Raw genomic sequence first — 15,401 nt, 5'->3', positions numbered from 1 at the left:
TTGTTCGTCTTATTTGTCTTCGACACGCAGGATCGCGAGGAAAGCCTCTTGCGGAATCTCGACCGATCCCACCTGCTTCATTCGCTTCTTGCCTGCCTTTTGCTTTTCCAGCAGCTTCTTCTTACGCGAGATATCGCCGCCGTAGCATTTTGCCAGCACGTTCTTACGCAACGCTTTAATGTTCTCGCGCGCAATAATATTCGCGCCGATAGTGGCCTGAATCGCGACGTCGTACATTTGGCGCGGAATCAGTTCACGCATTTTCGACGCTACTTCGCGGCCGCGGTACTGGCTTTGCGAACGGTGCACGATGACCGACAGCGCGTCGACCTTGTCGCCGTTGATCAGCATGTCGACCTTCACGACGTCTGCCGCGCGGTATTCCTTGAACTCGTAATCCATGGACGCGTAGCCGCGCGAGATCGACTTCAGACGATCGAAGAAATCGAGCACGACTTCGCCCATCGGGATTTCGTAGGTCAACTGCACCTGGCGGCCGTGATACTGCATGTTGATCTGCGTGCCGCGCTTTTGCGTACACAGCGTGATCACCGAGCCGACGTAGTCTTGCGGCATGTACAGGTTCACGGTGACGATCGGTTCGCGCACCTCTTCGATTTTCGACGGCTCCGGCATCTTGGCCGGATTCTCGACCATGATGGTCGTGCCGTCGCGCTGCAGGACTTCGTACACCACGGTCGGCGCCGTGGTGATCAGGTCCATGTCGAACTCGCGCTCCAGCCGTTCCTGCACGATCTCCATATGCAACAGACCGAGGAAGCCGCAACGGAAACCGAAGCCGAGCGCCTGCGACACTTCAGGCTCGTACATCAGCGAGGCGTCGTTCAGCTTCAGCTTTTCGAGCGAATCGCGCAGCGCGTCGTACTGGTTTGCTTCGACCGGGTAGAGGCCGGCGAACACCTGTGGCTTCACTTCCTTGAAACCCGGCAGCGGCTCGGCGGCCGGACGGTTCACCAGCGTGACGGTGTCGCCCACCTTCGCCGCAGCCAATTCCTTGATGCCGGCGATGATGAAACCCACTTGCCCGGCCGACAGCGATTCGAGATTCTTCGACTTCGGCGTGAACACGCCGACATGCTCGACCGGATACTGCGCGCCGGTCGCCATCATGCGGATCTTGTCCTTGGGACGCAACGTGCCGTTGACGATACGCACCAGCATCACGACGCCGACGTAGTTGTCGAACCACGAGTCGATGATCAGCGCCTGCAGCGGCGCTTCCGGATCGCCTTTGGGCGGCGGCACTTTGGCGATCAGCGCTTCGAGCACGTCTTCGACGCCGAGGCCAGTCTTGGCGCTGCAATGCGTGGCGTCGGTCGCGTCGATGCCGATCACGTCTTCGATTTCGGCAATCGCGTTTTCGGGGTTCGCGGCCGGCAGATCGATCTTGTTGAGCACCGGAATCACGTCGACGCCGAGTTCGATCGCCGTGTAGCAGTTGGCCACGGTTTGCGCTTCCACGCCCTGGCTCGCGTCCACGACCAGCAGCGCGCCTTCGCATGCGGACAGCGAGCGGCTGACTTCGTACGAGAAGTCGACGTGGCCCGGCGTGTCGATCATGTTCAGGTTGTAGACTTGCCCGTCACGGGCTTTGTATGTCAGTGCGGCGGTTTGTGCCTTGATGGTGATGCCGCGCTCGCGTTCGAGATCCATCGAATCGAGCACTTGAGATTCCATCTCGCGGTCGGACAGGCCACCGCAAATCTGGATGATGCGATCGGCGAGCGTCGACTTGCCATGGTCGATGTGCGCAATGATCGAGAAGTTACGAATATGATCCATTCAGTGCCGATCAAGCAAAAAAGGCGCGCTCGGACAATAGCGGAGCACGCCTTGTAAGTAGGTGAAAAACCTATCTATTTTAGCCGAAAAGGCTATCGCCCGGCGCATCTTGCGAAGCTCGGGCGGAAAAGACGGCTCAGCAACCAGGTTGCATGGGACCAGAGTAAGGCGCTAAGGCGACAACTCGGGGCGACAGGAAAGACGTGAAGCTCGATGTGAACGGCGCGGCGTCGGCGCTGTGTTCGAGCCCTTGAGTCGAACTCAGGGCCTGGCCGCAACCCGTGCGGCGAGCGCGGCACGAACCCGCGCTTCGTCGAGGCGATAGTGACACAGTTCGACGCCGTCGCAGACCAGAACCGGCACCAGTTCGTTGTAAAGCGCTTCCAGCAAGGGATCGGTGTCGACGTCGATCACCTGGACCTGCGCGCCGAATTCGGCCAGCAAGGGCTCGAGCGCGGCACGCAGGTCGTCGCAAAGGTGGCACCACGCGCGCCCGTAGAGCGTGAGCGGCGCCGCCTTCGTCATTTCTGGACGCTGCGCGGGCGGACCGGCACGAACTGCGTGTTCTCGCCGCGGCGAACCAGCAGCGCGACCATCTTCTGCGGATCGAGGTGCGAACTCACCTCGTCGAACTGCTTCGCGCTGGTGATGTCCGTATCGCCCACCCGCAGGATGATGTCGCCCTTCTGCAAGCCGACGCGCGCTGCAGGACCGTCCGCGGCGTCGATCTGCACGCCGTTGCGCAGCTTCAGCGCCTTCAGCTGGTCGGCCGGGATATCGCTGACGGCCACACCCAGCGCGTTGGTGGCGCGCTGCTTTGGCGGCTGCGGTTTCTTCTGATCCGCCTTGGCCGATTTGTCCGGCTGCATCTCGGCGATCGTCACCGGCAGATCGCGCGTCTGGCCCTTGCGCCAGATCGTGATCGTCGACCTGGTGCCCGGCTTGGTGTCGCCGACCATGCGCGGCAGGTCCGTTGCCGTGTCGACCGAATGGCCGTTGAACTTCAGGATGATGTCGCCCGGCTGCACGCCGGCTTTGTCCGCCGGGCCGCCCGGTTCGACGCTGCTGACCAGCGCACCCTGCGCCTTCGGCAGGCCGAGCGAGTCGGCCACGTCTTTGGTCACTTCGCCGATCGCTACCGCGATCCGCCCGCGCACGACCTTACCCGACGCCTTCAACTGATCGGCCACTCGCATGGCTTCGTCGATCGGAATCGCGAACGAGATGCCCATGAAACCGCCCGTGCGGCTGTAGATCTGCGAGTTGATGCCGATCACCTCGCCCTGCATGTTGATCAGCGGACCGCCCGAATTTCCCGGATTGACGGCCACGTCGGTCTGGATGAACGGCAGATAATCGCCCGTATCGCGCCCCTTGGCGCTGACGATGCCGGCCGTCACCGTGTTCTCGAGACCGAACGGCGAACCGATCGCCACGACCCACTCGCCCACGCGCACCTTGTTCGAGTCGCCGATTGTAATGGTCGGCAGATTGGCGGCGCTGATCTTCACGACGGCGACGTCGGTCCGATCGTCCACGCCGATCAGCTTCGCCTTGAACTCGCGTTTGTCGGTGAGTGTGACGTAAATGGTGTCCGCGTCGTCGATGACGTGCGCGTTGGTCATCACGTAGCCGTCCGCCGACAGAATGAAGCCCGAGCCGACGCCGCTGTTCTGCTCGGCATCGTTGTTATCCGGCAAGTCCTGGCTGCCGCCACTGCCACCGTTGTCGCCACCACGCGGCGAACCGGGCGCACCGGGGGATTGCGGCGACTGCGGCAACGGAATGCCGAAGAAGCGCCGGAAAAACTCCGACATGTCGCCGTCGTCCATACCCGGCGGCAAACCGCCGCGAGCACCGCTGTTCGACACGCGCGTAGTCGTGCGAATGTTGACGACCGCCGGGCCGACCTTGTCGACCAGATCAGTGAAGTCGGGCAGATTGGCGGCCGGAGCCGCCGACGCCGTATGCGGAACGAGCGGCAAACAAGCCGCCACCACCGCGGCCGCGAGGAATTTGCGCACCGAGAAAGTCGTCATATCGTAGCAAGCCGAGGGATTCAGGATTCGGAGGATTACTTCGGAGCTTTGTATTCTATGGCAGACGCAAATTGCTGCAATGTGGCCTGGGGCACTTCACCAAGCAGAGTAATCCAGAAGTCGCCGCGACGCTTGACGAGCACGTGTGTGGCGCCGCTGCTGCCCGCGCCTTCCTTGCGCGTGTTGTTTTCGACCGGTTCCACGAATACCGAGATGGCTGCGAGGCCATCGGAGAACACCGCCTGGTCCACCGGAATGGTCGGTTGACCCGGATCGCGCGCGGCCATGGGACGGCGCAGTTCACGAATCTTGCGGAAGCCTGGCACCGTCGGCGTGATCTGCCAGCCTTGCGCGGCCATGTCGACCGGCTCGACCGGCGGACGCACCACGGTCCACCCCGCCGTATTACGAATACCGTTGACGATGCCGGCCTTGTCGACCGGCACGCCGATGCGAATCTGGGAGAACGACAGTTGCTCGAGCACCTGACCATTCGGGTCAAGCGTCTGGGCACGCAGCAGCAGGCCGGTTTTCTTGTCGGCCCACAGCTTGTACGCAAAGCGATACGCGTCTTTCGGATCGAGTTCGATCACCTGGCTGTCGACGCCCGCGACGCGGTCGTCGCCGAGCAGCTTGGGCTCGTAAACCGACAACACCTGCTCGCCGCTCACGGCCAGCAGCGCCGGAAATGAATCCTTATTCTGACGCTTCTCGACGACGCACAAGTGCCGCTCCGGCACGAACGTGTAGAGCTCGTCGTTATGACGCAGCATTTTGCGCGGCTTGCCGTCAAGGCTTTCGAGTTGCTCGAATTCGCCGTCCGCACGGGTCGCGTAGTGCGCGATCCGCGACGTCTGAACGAAATTGCCGCGCTGGTAGACGAACGCGCCCTCGTAATTCTGCTGTTGCGCAGCCTGATGGATGCGATCGAGCAGATCCGCGGCCGTGCGACGGGCAACGAGCGGGTCGTCAGTTTGTGCAAAGACCCGCGGTGTAGCGGACAACAATACGGCTGCGCAGAACAGAAATGCCGGCAGCCGCCCCCAGATAGTCGTTTTATTCAACCGCGGAGTCTGCATCAAACTATTGGCCTTGCGTAGAAACGGCGGCAGCGCGAATCAGCGGCATCGAGCCCGGCATGACCGGTTGTTGCGCGAATTGCTGGTGAGCTTCCAGATACTGGTCGAGACTGGCGTCGCGAATGATGTTGGCGTCTTGCGTGACCGGCTGGACCGTCGCTGTCGGCGCAGGCGCCATGGCCACGCGTTGCAGCGAGTCGCCATGCTGGACCGACGCGATTTGCGAAGCCCCCGGACCGCCCGGCACACCTTGCAGTTGCGGCACGACGATCCACGTCAGCGTGGCGGCCGCAGCCGCGACGGCAAACGCCGGCACGACTCGGCGACGCAACGCCAGCAAACGACGCGCAACCGGCATGGCGGCGGGCGCCAGCACGTGTGGTTCGTTGTCGAGGCGCGCGGCGAAACCGCTGAGAAACGCGCTGCTCGCCGCCGGGCTGACCGCCAGATCGTCGGAACGCAATGCGTCGCCGATCAGGTGATAGCTCGACCAGGCGGCGCGATCCTCGCCGTTCAGCCCAGAAATAAACGTGTCCAGATTCAGATGCTCTTCGCCGAACAGCTCACCGTCGACAAAAGCGGACAGACGCTCGCCGCGCGAGCTGGCTTGCGATTGCATCGAGACCGACCCCATGATGCTCCCCATCTTACAAATACCCCGTAGTGACACCACTAATCCAGATATTGCACCCGCGCCCCATCTAGCAGCGCTGGTGGTTCACCAGCGCTTGCCTTCGGGTGTGTCAAGCAACGGACGCAATTTTGCCGCAATGGCTTCGCGAGCGCGGAAAATTCGCGATCTGACTGTGCCGATTGGGCAACCCATCATCTCAGCGATTTCCTCGTAACTCAAACCTTCAATTTCACGAAGAGTAATGGCGGTGCGCAACTCTTCCGGTAAAACCGCCATCGCAGCATTGACCGTCTCAGCGATCTGCTTGCTCATCAACATCGACTCAGGCGTGTTGATATCCCTTAGTTGGTCCGCGTCCGAGAAAGTTTCAGCTTCTTCAGCATCTGCTTCGGTCGAGGTCGGCGCGCGTCGCCCTTGGGTGGCAAGGTAGTTCTTTGCCGTGTTCACGGCAATCCGGTACAACCACGTATAAAAGGCCGATTCGCCGCGAAACTGCGGCAACGCCCGGTACGCCTTGATAAAGGCGTCCTGAGCGACGTCTTCTACCTCGGCAGGGTCCCGCACGAGACGCGAGATCAGCCGGAGAATCTTGCGGTGGTATTTGGAGACCAGTAGCTCGAACGCGGCCTTGTCGCCCTTCTGGACGCGTTCGACCAGCACCTGATCAATTTCTTTTTCGCTCACCTGATAAATCCGTTAACTATAGGGCGCATGGCGGGGCACCATTGTAGCGTTCCCGTCATGAGGGCACGTTACGCCGGTAACAGCGGTTACAGTCAGGCGCCGGCGCCACGCCGGCCCAGCACGGCCAGTTCCCGGAAAACCGGCGCCGGGAGCGCGTCGGCGGCAAGCAGTACCGTGCGCGTGCGGCCCCGTTCCGGCATCAGCGCAAGAATCAGCAAGCGGCCGCTCCACTGCGAACATCCGGCAATACGCCCCTGCGCCAGCAGCGCACCCGTCCGGCCCCAGACAGATAATCCGTCCGGCCCGATTTTCAACGCGACAGGCTGCGCGCGCTCGTACCGAAGCGCGCAAAGCGCGAGCCATGCCCACACGGCGAGCGTCAACGGAACGGCCTGCCACGTGCCCAGGTGCGACGCGAGACAAGCAAAGACGGCCGATGTCGCCGTCAGAACGAAAACCCCTAACGCAGCCCAGACGGCGACGGAGCGCCGCAGCGAAATCCGCTGCGGCGCTCCGTCGGGCTGGGCCGATTCAGGGGAAAGCGCCGGCATAGCCGGCGCCGTTGACTGACGCGTCACCAACTATCAGGCGATCAGGCGCGCTTGAAGACCAGCGTGCCGTTCGTGCCGCCGAACCCGAACGAGTTCTTCAGCGCGACGTCGATCTTCATCTCCCGTGCGGTGTTGGCGCAGTAGTCCAGATCGCAGGCCGGATCCTGATTGAAGATGTTGATGGTCGGCGGCGACACCTGATGATGCACGGCCAGCACGGTGAACACCGACTCCAGACCCCCGGCGCCGCCCAGCAGGTGACCCGTCATCGACTTGGTCGAGTTCACCACCATGTCTTTGGCGTGATCGCCGAACGCGCGCTTGATGCCGGTGGTTTCAGCCAGGTCGCCGAGCGGCGTGGAAGTGCCGTGCGCATTCAGGTAATTCACCTGATCCGTGTTGATGCCCGCGTTCTTCAACGCGGCCAGCATGCAGCGGCGAGCGCCGTCGCCGTCTTCCAGCGGCGCGGTCATGTGATAGGCGTCGCCGCTCATCCCATAGCCGCTGACTTCGGCGTAAATCTTCGCGCCGCGCGCTTTCGCGTGCTCGTACTCTTCGAGCACCATCACACCCGCACCCTCGCCCAGCACGAAACCGTCGCGATCCTTGTCCCACGGACGGCTCGCGGTTGCCGGATCGTCATTGCGTTGCGACAGCGCGCGCGCCGCCGCAAAGCCGCCGATACCGAGCGGCGACACGGTCGATTCCGCGCCGCCCGCGATCATCACGTCGGCGTCGCCGTATTCGATCAGGCGCGAAGCCTCGCCGATACAGTGCAGGCCGGTGGTACACGCCGTCACGATCGCCAGATTCGGACCCTTGATGCCGAACTTGATCGACAGATGGCCAGAGATCATGTTGATGATCGACGCCGGCACGAAGAACGGCGAAATGCGGCGCGGGCCGCGATTGAGCAGTTCGGTTTGCGTCACTTCGATCATCGGCAAGCCGCCGATGCCCGAACCCACCACCACACCGATACGCTCCGAATTCTCGTCGGTGACTTCGAGGCCGCTATCCTGCATGGCCTGGATGCCTGCAGCCACGCCGTAATGGATGAACGTATCCATGTGGCGCGCTTCCTTACCGGGGATGTAGTCCTCGATATTGAAGCCCTTCACCTCGCCGGCGAAACGAGTCGAGAAGTTCGACGCATCGAACTTCGTGATATTGGCAATACCCGACTTGCCGGCGACCAGATTGGCCCAGCCGTCGGCAACATTATTGCCAACAGGCGAAATCAGCCCCAGGCCTGTAACAACAACACGACGGCGGCTCACGGTAACCCCTTTTTCATAGATGACAAAAGCAAAAGCCACAGCGGCCACAGGAACCTGCCCTGTATGCCCTGTGGCTGTTTAACTCGGCAATCGCGCGAAAACTTGCGCTGTCGACATCGCTGGCTCCTGCTTGGCAAAACGCGCGGCAAAAAGCACCACCCCTGCTGGCGTCGGCAACCGACACGGCAGGGCGTCATACGCCGCCAACGCAGAAACGCGGGCGCGAATGACCTTAGGCCTTGACGTTCGCGCGAGCGTAGTCGATCGCTTGCTGAACGGTGGTGATCTTCTCGGCTTCTTCATCCGGAATTTCCATGCCGAATTCGTCTTCGAGGGCCATCACGAGTTCAACGGTGTCGAGCGAGTCGGCGCCGAGGTCGTTCACGAACGAAGCTTCGTTCTTGATCTCAGCTTCTGCAACGCCCAGTTGTTCTGCGACGATCTTCTTGACGCGCTGTTCGATATTGTCCATTACCCCTCCAAGGGAAAAGAAGTTCAAAAATACAGGTGCGCGCATTTTATCAGGTTTGACCCGGCAAAAAAGCGGCGCATCGGGTTGCTGTCAAGGCATGCGCCTTACGCATTTACAAACGCATCAAGGCGCGGATAGTAACCGAATTTGGTTACGACATGTACATTCCGCCGTTCACATGCAGCGTCGTGCCAGTGATATAGCCGGCTTGCGGCGATGCCAGAAACGCCACGGCGTGCGCGATATCTTCCGGGCTGCCGAGGCGGCCCAGCGGAATCTGCGTCTTCAGCGCCGTTTGCTGCTCTTCCGGCAGAGTCTTGGTCATGTCGGTGTCGATGAAACCCGGCGCGACGCAGTTGACCGTGATGCCGCGGCTGCCGATCTCGCGTGCGAGCGCGCGCGTCATGCCCGCCACGCCCGCTTTCGCGGCGGCGTAATTGATCTGCCCTGGGTTGCCGGCCGAGCCGACCACCGACGTGATATTGATGATGCGGCCGCCCTTCGCCTTCATCATGGGGCGCAGCACCGCGCGCGACAGACGGAATACCGACTTGAGGTTGGTGTCGACCACCGCGTCCCAATCATCGTCCTTCATGCGCATGGCGAGCTGATCCTGCGTGATGCCGGCGTTATTCACCAGCACGTGCAGCGCGCCGAATTCCTTCACCGTGCCGTCGATCAGCGCTTCCGCCGCAGCCGCGTCGTTGACGTTGAGCACTGCACCGCGACCGTTCACGCCGGCCGCGTTAAACGCTTCGCTGATGGCAGCCGCGCCGCTTTCGCTGGTCGCCGTGCCGATCACCGTCGCGCCTTGGCGCGCCAGTTCCATGGCGATCGCACGGCCAATGCCGCGCGAGGCGCCAGTGACGATTGCAATCTGCTTGTCGAGAGTCTTTTCCATCTGTCAGTCCGGATGCCCTTCGGAGGGCTGATTGATTCTGATGCGGAGTTCTGCCGCCGTCGCGGAGCGCCTGCTGCCAGGCGCGGCGCGACGTTGCGTTCAGCCTGCTTTCACGAGTTTGAGCGTTTCTTCGAGCGAAGCCGGATCGAAGATCGAACCGCCGACCAGATTGCCGTCGATACGCTTGGTCAAACCCGCAAGGACCTTGCCCGGCCCGCATTCGATCACGTGCGTGACGCCTTGAGCCGACATGGCCTGCACGCTTTCGACCCAACGCACCGCGCCGGCCGCCTGGCGCACCAGCGCGTCCTTGATCCCGGCCGGCTCATTGACCACGGCGACATCGACGTTGTTGATGACCGGAATCGCCGGCACCTGCACCTCGACGCTCGCCAGATACTCGCGCAACTGATCCGACGCGGGCTTGAGCAGCGACGAGTGGAACGGCGCCGAGACCGGCAGCGGCAACGCGCGCTTGGCGCCCTTCGCCTTCGCGACTTCGCAGGCCTTTTCAACCGCAGCCTTGTTTCCTGCGATCACGACCTGCGCCGGCGCATTGAAATTCACCGCTTCGACCACGCCCGCCACCGACGCCTCGGCGCACACCGCGCGCACTGCGTCATCGTCGAGACCGAGAATCGCGGCCATGCCGCCTTCACCGACCGGCACCGCCGTTTGCATGGCTTGCGCGCGAAAACGCACGAGCGGTACGGCATCGCGAAACGCGATCGCGCCCGCCGCGACCAGCGCGGTGTATTCGCCGAGGCTATGGCCCGCGACGATCGCGGGCTTCAGGCCGCCTGCCTGCAGCCACGCGCGATACATCGCGTAAGCGGCGGTCAGCATGACCGGCTGAGTGTTGGTGGTGAGGTTCAGATCTTCGACGGGGCCTTCGGCGATCAGTTTGCCGAGATCCTGGTTGAGCGCATCGGAGGCTTCCTGAACCGTCTCACGCACGATCGCGTGATCGGCGAATGCGTTGAGCATGCCGACCGACTGCGAACCTTGGCCAGGAAAAACGAACGCAAATTTCATATCGTCCCCAAAATCGATTTAGTCAGATGTGGGTGGCGCGCCCGGTTGACGGCGAGCGCGCTCATATGCAGCCGAGCGCTGCGAATAGCGCTCGCCGCAACGTCGCCGCCATTAGTAGCGGATAACCGACGCGCCCCACGTGAAGCCGCCGCCGACACCTTCGATCAGCACGTTCTGGCCGCGCTTGATGCGGCCGTCGCGCACCGCGACGTCGAATGCGAGCGGAATGGACGCAGCCGACGTATTGCCGTGCTCGCCCACCGTGACGACCATGCGTTCCTGCGGCAAACCGAGCTTGCGACAGGTGCTTTGCATGATGCGGATATTCGCCTGATGCGGAATCAGCCAGTCGATCTGTTGAGCCGACAGACTGGCCTTCTCGAGCGCTTCGACCGCGACTTTTTCGAGCACGTTGACGGCGAGTTTGAACACCGCCTGCCCGTCCATATGCAGGAACGCGCTGCCCGCCACGACACCGCCGTTCACATTGCCCGGTGTGCAGAGAATGTTCGAGTGGCTGCCATCGGCGTGCAATGCGCTGGCCAGCACGCCCGGTTGTTCGGACGCCTGCAGGATCACCGCGCCCGCGCCGTCGCCGAACAGCACGCAGGTAGTGCGGTCGTTGAAGTCGAGAATGCGCGAGAAGGTTTCCGCGCCGATCACGAGCGCCGTGCGATGCTGACCGCTGCGAATGAAGCTGTCCGCCGTGGCCACCGCGTAGGCAAACCCGGAACAGACGGCTTGCACGTCGAATGCCGCGCCGTGGTTCTTGATGCCGAGCTTGTTCTGCAGCAGGCACGCCGTGCTCGGAAACACGAAGTCCGGCGTGGAGGTGGCGACGATGATCAGATCGATGGACTGCGGGTCGATGTCCGCTGCCTCGATCGCGCGTTGCGAAGCGATGAGCGCGAGATCGCTAGTCGTGACATCAGGGTCCGCAAAGTGGCGCGCATGAATGCCCGTGCGGGCGACGATCCACTCGTCGCTCGTCTCGACACCTTGCTTGGCGAGACGTTCGGCCAGATCCTGATTGGTGACGCGGTCGGGCGGCAGATAGCTGCCGGTGCCCAGCACGCGGGAATAAATTGTCGATTGAGCCATTATGCCTTCGAGGATTGCGCAGCGTAGGGCTCGGCTGGCTGGCCGGCGATCGGGCTTGCGTGGCCCGCACCGCTCGCGTCGCGCGCCGCCTGTTCGAGAGAACCCGCGTTCTCTTCCATCGCTCGCGCAAGGCGTTCCAGCACGCCGTTTTTGACGGCATCATACCCGCGTTTGATAGCCCACTCAAACCCGTAAGCATCCGCCGAACCGTGGCTTTTGATCACCAGCCCGCGCAGGCCGAGCAATGCAGCGCCATTGTATTGCCGATGATCGACACGTTTCTTGAAGCGCATCAATACCGGCAAGGCGAGCACCGCCATCACCTTGGTGAGCCACGAACGGCCGAACTCTTCCTTGATGATGTTGGACAGCATCTGCGCGAGGCCTTCCGACGTCTTCAGCGCGACATTGCCGACAAAACCGTCGCAGACGATCACGTCGACCGTGCCCTTGAAGATATCGTTGCCTTCAACGTTACCGTGAAAGTTAAGTGTACTCGCGCGCAGCAGTTCGCCAGCACGTTTGATGGTGTCATTGCCCTTGATGACTTCTTCGCCGATGTTGAGCAGGCCGATGGTAGGCCGATCCTTGCCCTCGAGCGCGGACACGAGCGCGTGCCCCATCTCCGCGAACTGCAGCAGATGCTGCGGCTCGCAATCGACGTTGGCGCCCAGGTCGAGCATCATCGTGTAGCCATTGGGATTGGGCAGTGCCGACGCGATGGCCGGGCGTTCGATGCCCGACAGCGTTTTCAGCACGTAACGCGAAACCGCCATCAGCGCGCCGGTATTGCCGGCGGAAATGCAGGCTTGCGCCTCGCCTTCCTTGACGCGGTTTAGCGCCACGCGCATGGAGGAATCTTTTTTCTTGCGCAGCGCGACTTCGACCGAATCGTCCATGGCGACGATCTCGGAAGCGGGTACGACGGTCAGCGCCGGCAGGTCCTGAGCCTTCAACCTCTTCAGCTGCGCACGAATCGCACTTTCGATGCCGACGAGCAGCAGCTCAGCATCGGGATGCGATCGAACGAAGTTGACGGCAGCGGGAACGGTCACGGACGGGCCGTGGTCGCCTCCCATGCAATCTATCGTGAGCTTTACTGTCATGGAGTGCGACGAATTTCAGACGCCCTGCATGGGATCATAGCAAGCGCCGGAGCGCCAACTGCGATCGACACAAAAAAGCGGCAATTGAATGCCGCCTTTTTGCCGAGCCGGGAAAATGTCAAGCGAGCCGATCGCCACGCGAAACGCCACAAGGCGCAACGCAGTGAAACGATTAGTCGTTCTTCGTCTTGACGACTTTCTTGCCGCGATAGTAGCCGTTCGGGCTAACGTGGTGACGCAGATGCACTTCGCCCGTGCTCGGTTCCACGGCCAGCGGCGCTGCCGTCAGGAAATCGTGCGAACGGTGCATGCCGCGCTTCGACGGCGACTTCTTGTTTTGTTGAACTGCCATGACTAACTCCTAAAAATTTTTCGGATTCTAACACAGCCCGACTCGGTGTCCGCCACTGGCCGAGTGGCCAATGCGCCCGCATCGCGCTCCAATGCAACTGTTCAGTGCTTCTTGTCCGGCTCGCCGCGCTTGAGACTCTGGAGCGCCGCAAACGGATTGGGCCGTTCGGGCTCGCCGCCCTCACCTGCTTCGTCCAGTGCGCCCTCGTCGCCCTCGCCTTCGGCACCGGCCACACCAGAGACGAGGCTCTCGTGCACTTCGGGACACATCTCGTGCTTGGGCACGAGCGGCAAGGAAAGCAGCAATTCTTCCTCGATCAAGTCGATGAGATCGAAATGGTTCGAACCCACGATCACTTCGACTTCATCCTCGTCGAGCGGAAACTCTTCGGCTTCCGCCTCAGTGTTGACGATCCGGTAAGTCGCATCGACGTTGAATGCCTGCTGGTACGGTGTCATGCACCGCTGACATTCGAGCCATGCAGCGCCGTGAATCGCCATCCGCAAATAAGGCTGGGGACCCTCGGTGCCGTCGTCCTGCAATTCCGGCTGCGTCGCCCCCTCGGCTTGCCAGGTGAACGCGGTATCGCGGTCTGGCGCTTCTGCCGGGACTTCGTTTAACATGCGCGGCAGTTGCAAGACGCGCACGACTCCCGCGGCCTGACGCCCACTCCGCGCAAATTCGAACAGATCGATATCGTGCGGGTCGGACAGACCTGCAGGGTTGCCAGGATGTTGAGTCATGTGCGCTCCTGCGTCGGCAAGGATTTCGCCGTATATAAACCGCGAGGTATAACCGATTTGCGAGACAGCCCGTGAGACTCATGTGTTTGCCCGCAGTGATTCACTACAGGGCACGCACCGAGACTCGCCTAGCGCAAGCATACCGATGAAAAGCCCGAAATCATATCCGTTTTGTCTTTTCGAGTCAAACACTTAAGCCCGTACGCGCGCGAGCTTCGCGCAAGCTGGTACGCCCCGCCTCCCTAGCCGTCGATTAACCCATGTCTGATTCTCCCAATCGCCCGCCACGCCTGATTCTGGCGTCGAGTTCGCCTTATCGCCGGGAACTGCTCGAACGCCTGCGCGTGCCGTTCGATGTCGTCGTGCCCGCAATCGACGAGACGCCGCTTGCCGGCGAAACGCCGGAAGTCACCGCGCTGCGGCTTGCGCAAGCCAAAGCTCGCGCGGTCGCCGGCGGACTCGGCGCCGGTGAAGCCGCGCTCGTGATCGGCTCCGACCAGGTCGCCACTTATGACGGCCTGCAGATCGGCAAGCCGGGCTCGCACGCCAAGGCGCTCGCGCAATTGCAGGCGATGCGCGGCCGCGAAGTGCTGTTTCATAGTGCGCTGTGCCTGCTCGACAGTCGCTCCGGCACAGCGCAAGCCGTCGACGTAATCACCCGCGTACATTTCCGCGATCTGCCGGATGCCGCTCTGCAAGCCTATTTGCTGGCCGAAACGCCGTACGACGTCGCCGGCAGCGCCAAATCCGAGGGGCTCGGCATTGCCTTGCTCGAAGCCATCCATTCCGACGATCCGACCGCGCTCGTCGGCCTGCCATTGATCGCACTGTCGCGCATGCTGCTCGCAGTGGGTTATCCGTTATTGGGGGCTCAATGAGCGGTACGCTCTATCTGATTCCAAATACATTAGGCGAAGGCGATACCGAGGCTCTCGACGCCGTCCTGCCCGCGCCGGTTCGCGCCCGCGCCGCATCGCTTCACTATTACATTGGCGAAAACGCGAAAACCACGCGCGCTTTCCTGAAAAAAGTCGGCACGGAACGGCCGATCCAGGAAATCGAGATTCGCGAACTGAATGTGAATACGCCGGCCGGCGAGATCGACAAGCTGCTAGCGCCGCTCCTGGCGGGCACCGACGCGGGTCTGGTTTCCGAAGCCGGCTGCCCGGCCGTCGCCGATCCCGGCGCCCTGCTGGTACGCCGCGCGCATGAACGCGGCGTGAAGGTCGTGCCGTTCGTTGGCCCGAGTTCGATACTGCTGGCTTTGATGGCGTCAGGGCTCAACGGGCAGAGCTTCGCGTTCCATGGCTACCTGCCGGTTGACGCCACGGAGCGGGCCAAGCGTCTGCGAGATCTGGAGCAGCTGTCGCGCAAAGGCAAGCAAACGCAAATTTTTATCGAGACGCCGTACCGCAACCGCGCATTGCTCGACACACTGCTGGCGACCTGCGCGCCGTCCACGCTCGTTTGCGTGGCAGTGGATCTAACGCTCGAGACGGAAACGATTGCCAGCCGCACCGTCGCCGACTGGAAGAAAAAACCGGCGATCGATCTGCACAAGCGTCCGGCTATTTTCCTAATCCTGGCCGTTTGACTGGGTCGGACAACGACACACCAAAAA

17 protein-coding genes are annotated in these 15,401 nt (G+C 62.1%); 2 read left to right on the top strand and 15 right to left on the bottom strand.

Annotated elements, in window-relative coordinates:
* Nucleotides 1–9: 9 nt before the first annotated feature.
* The 15 genes from lepA to B0G71_RS03170 all read right to left on the bottom strand — a co-directional run bounded on the left by lepA (nt 10) and on the right by B0G71_RS03170 (nt 13,780).
* Nucleotides 10–1,803 carry a translation elongation factor 4 gene (gene lepA, locus B0G71_RS03245; protein WP_106283758.1) on the bottom strand — a complete coding sequence of 598 codons (1,794 nt, stop codon included), beginning with the start codon at nt 1,801–1,803 and terminating at the stop codon, nt 10–12.
* Between the two features lie 261 nt (nt 1,804–2,064).
* On the bottom strand, nt 2,065–2,328 hold the full coding sequence (locus tag B0G71_RS03240; protein WP_116139702.1) for a glutaredoxin family protein: 264 nt from the start codon (nt 2,326–2,328) through the stop codon (nt 2,065–2,067).
* Nucleotides 2,325–3,842 (bottom strand): DegQ family serine endoprotease, encoded by a 1,518-nt coding sequence (locus B0G71_RS03235; protein WP_116139700.1) that lies wholly within the window; start codon nt 3,840–3,842, stop codon nt 2,325–2,327. The genes B0G71_RS03240 and B0G71_RS03235 overlap by 4 nt, the downstream gene beginning before the upstream one ends.
* A gap of 35 nt (nt 3,843–3,877) precedes the next feature.
* Nucleotides 3,878–4,921: a MucB/RseB C-terminal domain-containing protein gene (locus tag B0G71_RS03230; protein WP_106283832.1), complete on the bottom strand. Its 1,044-nt coding sequence runs from the start codon at nt 4,919–4,921 to the stop codon at nt 3,878–3,880.
* 4 nt (nt 4,922–4,925) lie between these two features.
* A complete protein-coding gene (locus tag B0G71_RS03225; RefSeq protein WP_116139698.1) occupies nt 4,926–5,555 on the bottom strand; it encodes a sigma-E factor negative regulatory protein in 630 nt (209 codons plus the stop codon).
* 84 nt (nt 5,556–5,639) lie between these two features.
* A complete protein-coding gene (gene rpoE, locus B0G71_RS03220) occupies nt 5,640–6,239 on the bottom strand; it encodes an RNA polymerase sigma factor RpoE (protein ID WP_006051939.1) in 600 nt (199 codons plus the stop codon).
* Between the two features lie 92 nt (nt 6,240–6,331).
* Nucleotides 6,332–6,790, bottom strand: coding sequence for a hypothetical protein (locus tag B0G71_RS03215; protein ID WP_258875475.1), 459 nt, complete (start codon nt 6,788–6,790; stop codon nt 6,332–6,334).
* Between the two features lie 41 nt (nt 6,791–6,831).
* Complete coding sequence (gene fabF, locus B0G71_RS03210) at nt 6,832–8,070, bottom strand: beta-ketoacyl-ACP synthase II (protein WP_106283835.1); 1,239 nt, start codon at nt 8,068–8,070, stop codon at nt 6,832–6,834.
* 232 nt (nt 8,071–8,302) lie between these two features.
* The gene (gene acpP, locus B0G71_RS03205) at nt 8,303–8,542 is read right to left on the bottom strand and encodes an acyl carrier protein (RefSeq protein WP_004197638.1); all 240 of its coding nucleotides are present in this window, start codon (nt 8,540–8,542) and stop codon (nt 8,303–8,305) included.
* Nucleotides 8,543–8,693: 151 nt separating this feature from the next.
* On the bottom strand, nt 8,694–9,443 hold the full coding sequence (gene fabG, locus B0G71_RS03200) for a 3-oxoacyl-ACP reductase FabG (protein WP_064268451.1): 750 nt from the start codon (nt 9,441–9,443) through the stop codon (nt 8,694–8,696).
* 99 nt (nt 9,444–9,542) lie between these two features.
* The gene (gene fabD, locus B0G71_RS03195; RefSeq protein ID WP_116139696.1) at nt 9,543–10,478 is read right to left on the bottom strand and encodes an ACP S-malonyltransferase; all 936 of its coding nucleotides are present in this window, start codon (nt 10,476–10,478) and stop codon (nt 9,543–9,545) included.
* Nucleotides 10,479–10,589: 111 nt separating this feature from the next.
* On the bottom strand, nt 10,590–11,579 hold the full coding sequence (locus B0G71_RS03190) for a beta-ketoacyl-ACP synthase III (RefSeq protein ID WP_116139694.1): 990 nt from the start codon (nt 11,577–11,579) through the stop codon (nt 10,590–10,592).
* The gene (gene plsX, locus B0G71_RS03185) at nt 11,579–12,685 is read right to left on the bottom strand and encodes a phosphate acyltransferase PlsX (RefSeq protein WP_106283764.1); all 1,107 of its coding nucleotides are present in this window, start codon (nt 12,683–12,685) and stop codon (nt 11,579–11,581) included. Before plsX ends, B0G71_RS03190 begins: the two co-directional genes overlap by 1 nt.
* A gap of 172 nt (nt 12,686–12,857) precedes the next feature.
* Complete coding sequence (gene rpmF / locus B0G71_RS03175) at nt 12,858–13,037, bottom strand: 50S ribosomal protein L32 (RefSeq protein WP_006051932.1); 180 nt, start codon at nt 13,035–13,037, stop codon at nt 12,858–12,860.
* A gap of 101 nt (nt 13,038–13,138) precedes the next feature.
* A complete protein-coding gene (locus B0G71_RS03170; protein WP_106283765.1) occupies nt 13,139–13,780 on the bottom strand; it encodes a DUF177 domain-containing protein in 642 nt (213 codons plus the stop codon).
* Nucleotides 13,781–14,040: 260 nt separating this feature from the next.
* On the opposite strand from B0G71_RS03170, the gene B0G71_RS03165 reads away from it, so the two are divergent.
* Both B0G71_RS03165 and B0G71_RS03160 read left to right on the top strand, forming a co-directional pair.
* The gene (locus B0G71_RS03165; protein WP_116139692.1) at nt 14,041–14,658 is read left to right on the top strand and encodes a Maf-like protein; all 618 of its coding nucleotides are present in this window, start codon (nt 14,041–14,043) and stop codon (nt 14,656–14,658) included.
* A complete protein-coding gene (locus B0G71_RS03160; protein ID WP_116139690.1) occupies nt 14,655–15,374 on the top strand; it encodes an SAM-dependent methyltransferase in 720 nt (239 codons plus the stop codon). The genes B0G71_RS03165 and B0G71_RS03160 overlap by 4 nt, the downstream gene beginning before the upstream one ends.
* Nucleotides 15,375–15,401: the final 27 nt, after the last annotated feature.

Source organism: Paraburkholderia sp. BL27I4N3, from assembly GCF_003386115.1.
Lineage (GTDB): Bacteria > Pseudomonadota > Gammaproteobacteria > Burkholderiales > Burkholderiaceae > Paraburkholderia.
The sequence above is the reverse complement of the archived record's forward strand: the minus strand, read 5'-3'. Positions and strand labels throughout refer to the sequence as shown.

Bases quoted from the DNA above. Each gene is read 5' to 3' on its own strand.
- lepA (WP_106283758.1), bottom strand. From the start codon at position 1,803: ATGGATCATATTCGTAACTTCTCGATCATTGCGCACATCGACCATGGC.
- B0G71_RS03240 (WP_116139702.1), bottom strand. From the start codon at position 2,328: ATGACGAAGGCGGCGCCGCTCACGCTCTACGGGCGCGCGTGGTGCCAC.
- B0G71_RS03235 (WP_116139700.1), bottom strand. From the start codon at position 3,842: ATGACGACTTTCTCGGTGCGCAAATTCCTCGCGGCCGCGGTGGTGGCG.
- B0G71_RS03230 (WP_106283832.1), bottom strand. From the start codon at position 4,921: ATGCAGACTCCGCGGTTGAATAAAACGACTATCTGGGGGCGGCTGCCG.
- B0G71_RS03225 (WP_116139698.1), bottom strand. From the start codon at position 5,555: ATGGGGTCGGTCTCGATGCAATCGCAAGCCAGCTCGCGCGGCGAGCGT.
- B0G71_RS03215 (WP_258875475.1), bottom strand. From the start codon at position 6,790: ATGCCGGCGCTTTCCCCTGAATCGGCCCAGCCCGACGGAGCGCCGCAG.
- acpP (WP_004197638.1), bottom strand. From the start codon at position 8,542: ATGGACAATATCGAACAGCGCGTCAAGAAGATCGTCGCAGAACAACTG.
- fabG (WP_064268451.1), bottom strand. From the start codon at position 9,443: ATGGAAAAGACTCTCGACAAGCAGATTGCAATCGTCACTGGCGCCTCG.
- fabD (WP_116139696.1), bottom strand. From the start codon at position 10,478: ATGAAATTTGCGTTCGTTTTTCCTGGCCAAGGTTCGCAGTCGGTCGGC.
- B0G71_RS03190 (WP_116139694.1), bottom strand. From the start codon at position 11,579: ATGGCTCAATCGACAATTTATTCCCGCGTGCTGGGCACCGGCAGCTAT.
- plsX (WP_106283764.1), bottom strand. From the start codon at position 12,685: ATGACAGTAAAGCTCACGATAGATTGCATGGGAGGCGACCACGGCCCG.
- rpmF (WP_006051932.1), bottom strand. From the start codon at position 13,037: ATGGCAGTTCAACAAAACAAGAAGTCGCCGTCGAAGCGCGGCATGCAC.
- B0G71_RS03170 (WP_106283765.1), bottom strand. From the start codon at position 13,780: ATGACTCAACATCCTGGCAACCCTGCAGGTCTGTCCGACCCGCACGAT.
- B0G71_RS03165 (WP_116139692.1), top strand. From the start codon at position 14,041: ATGTCTGATTCTCCCAATCGCCCGCCACGCCTGATTCTGGCGTCGAGT.
- B0G71_RS03160 (WP_116139690.1), top strand. From the start codon at position 14,655: ATGAGCGGTACGCTCTATCTGATTCCAAATACATTAGGCGAAGGCGAT.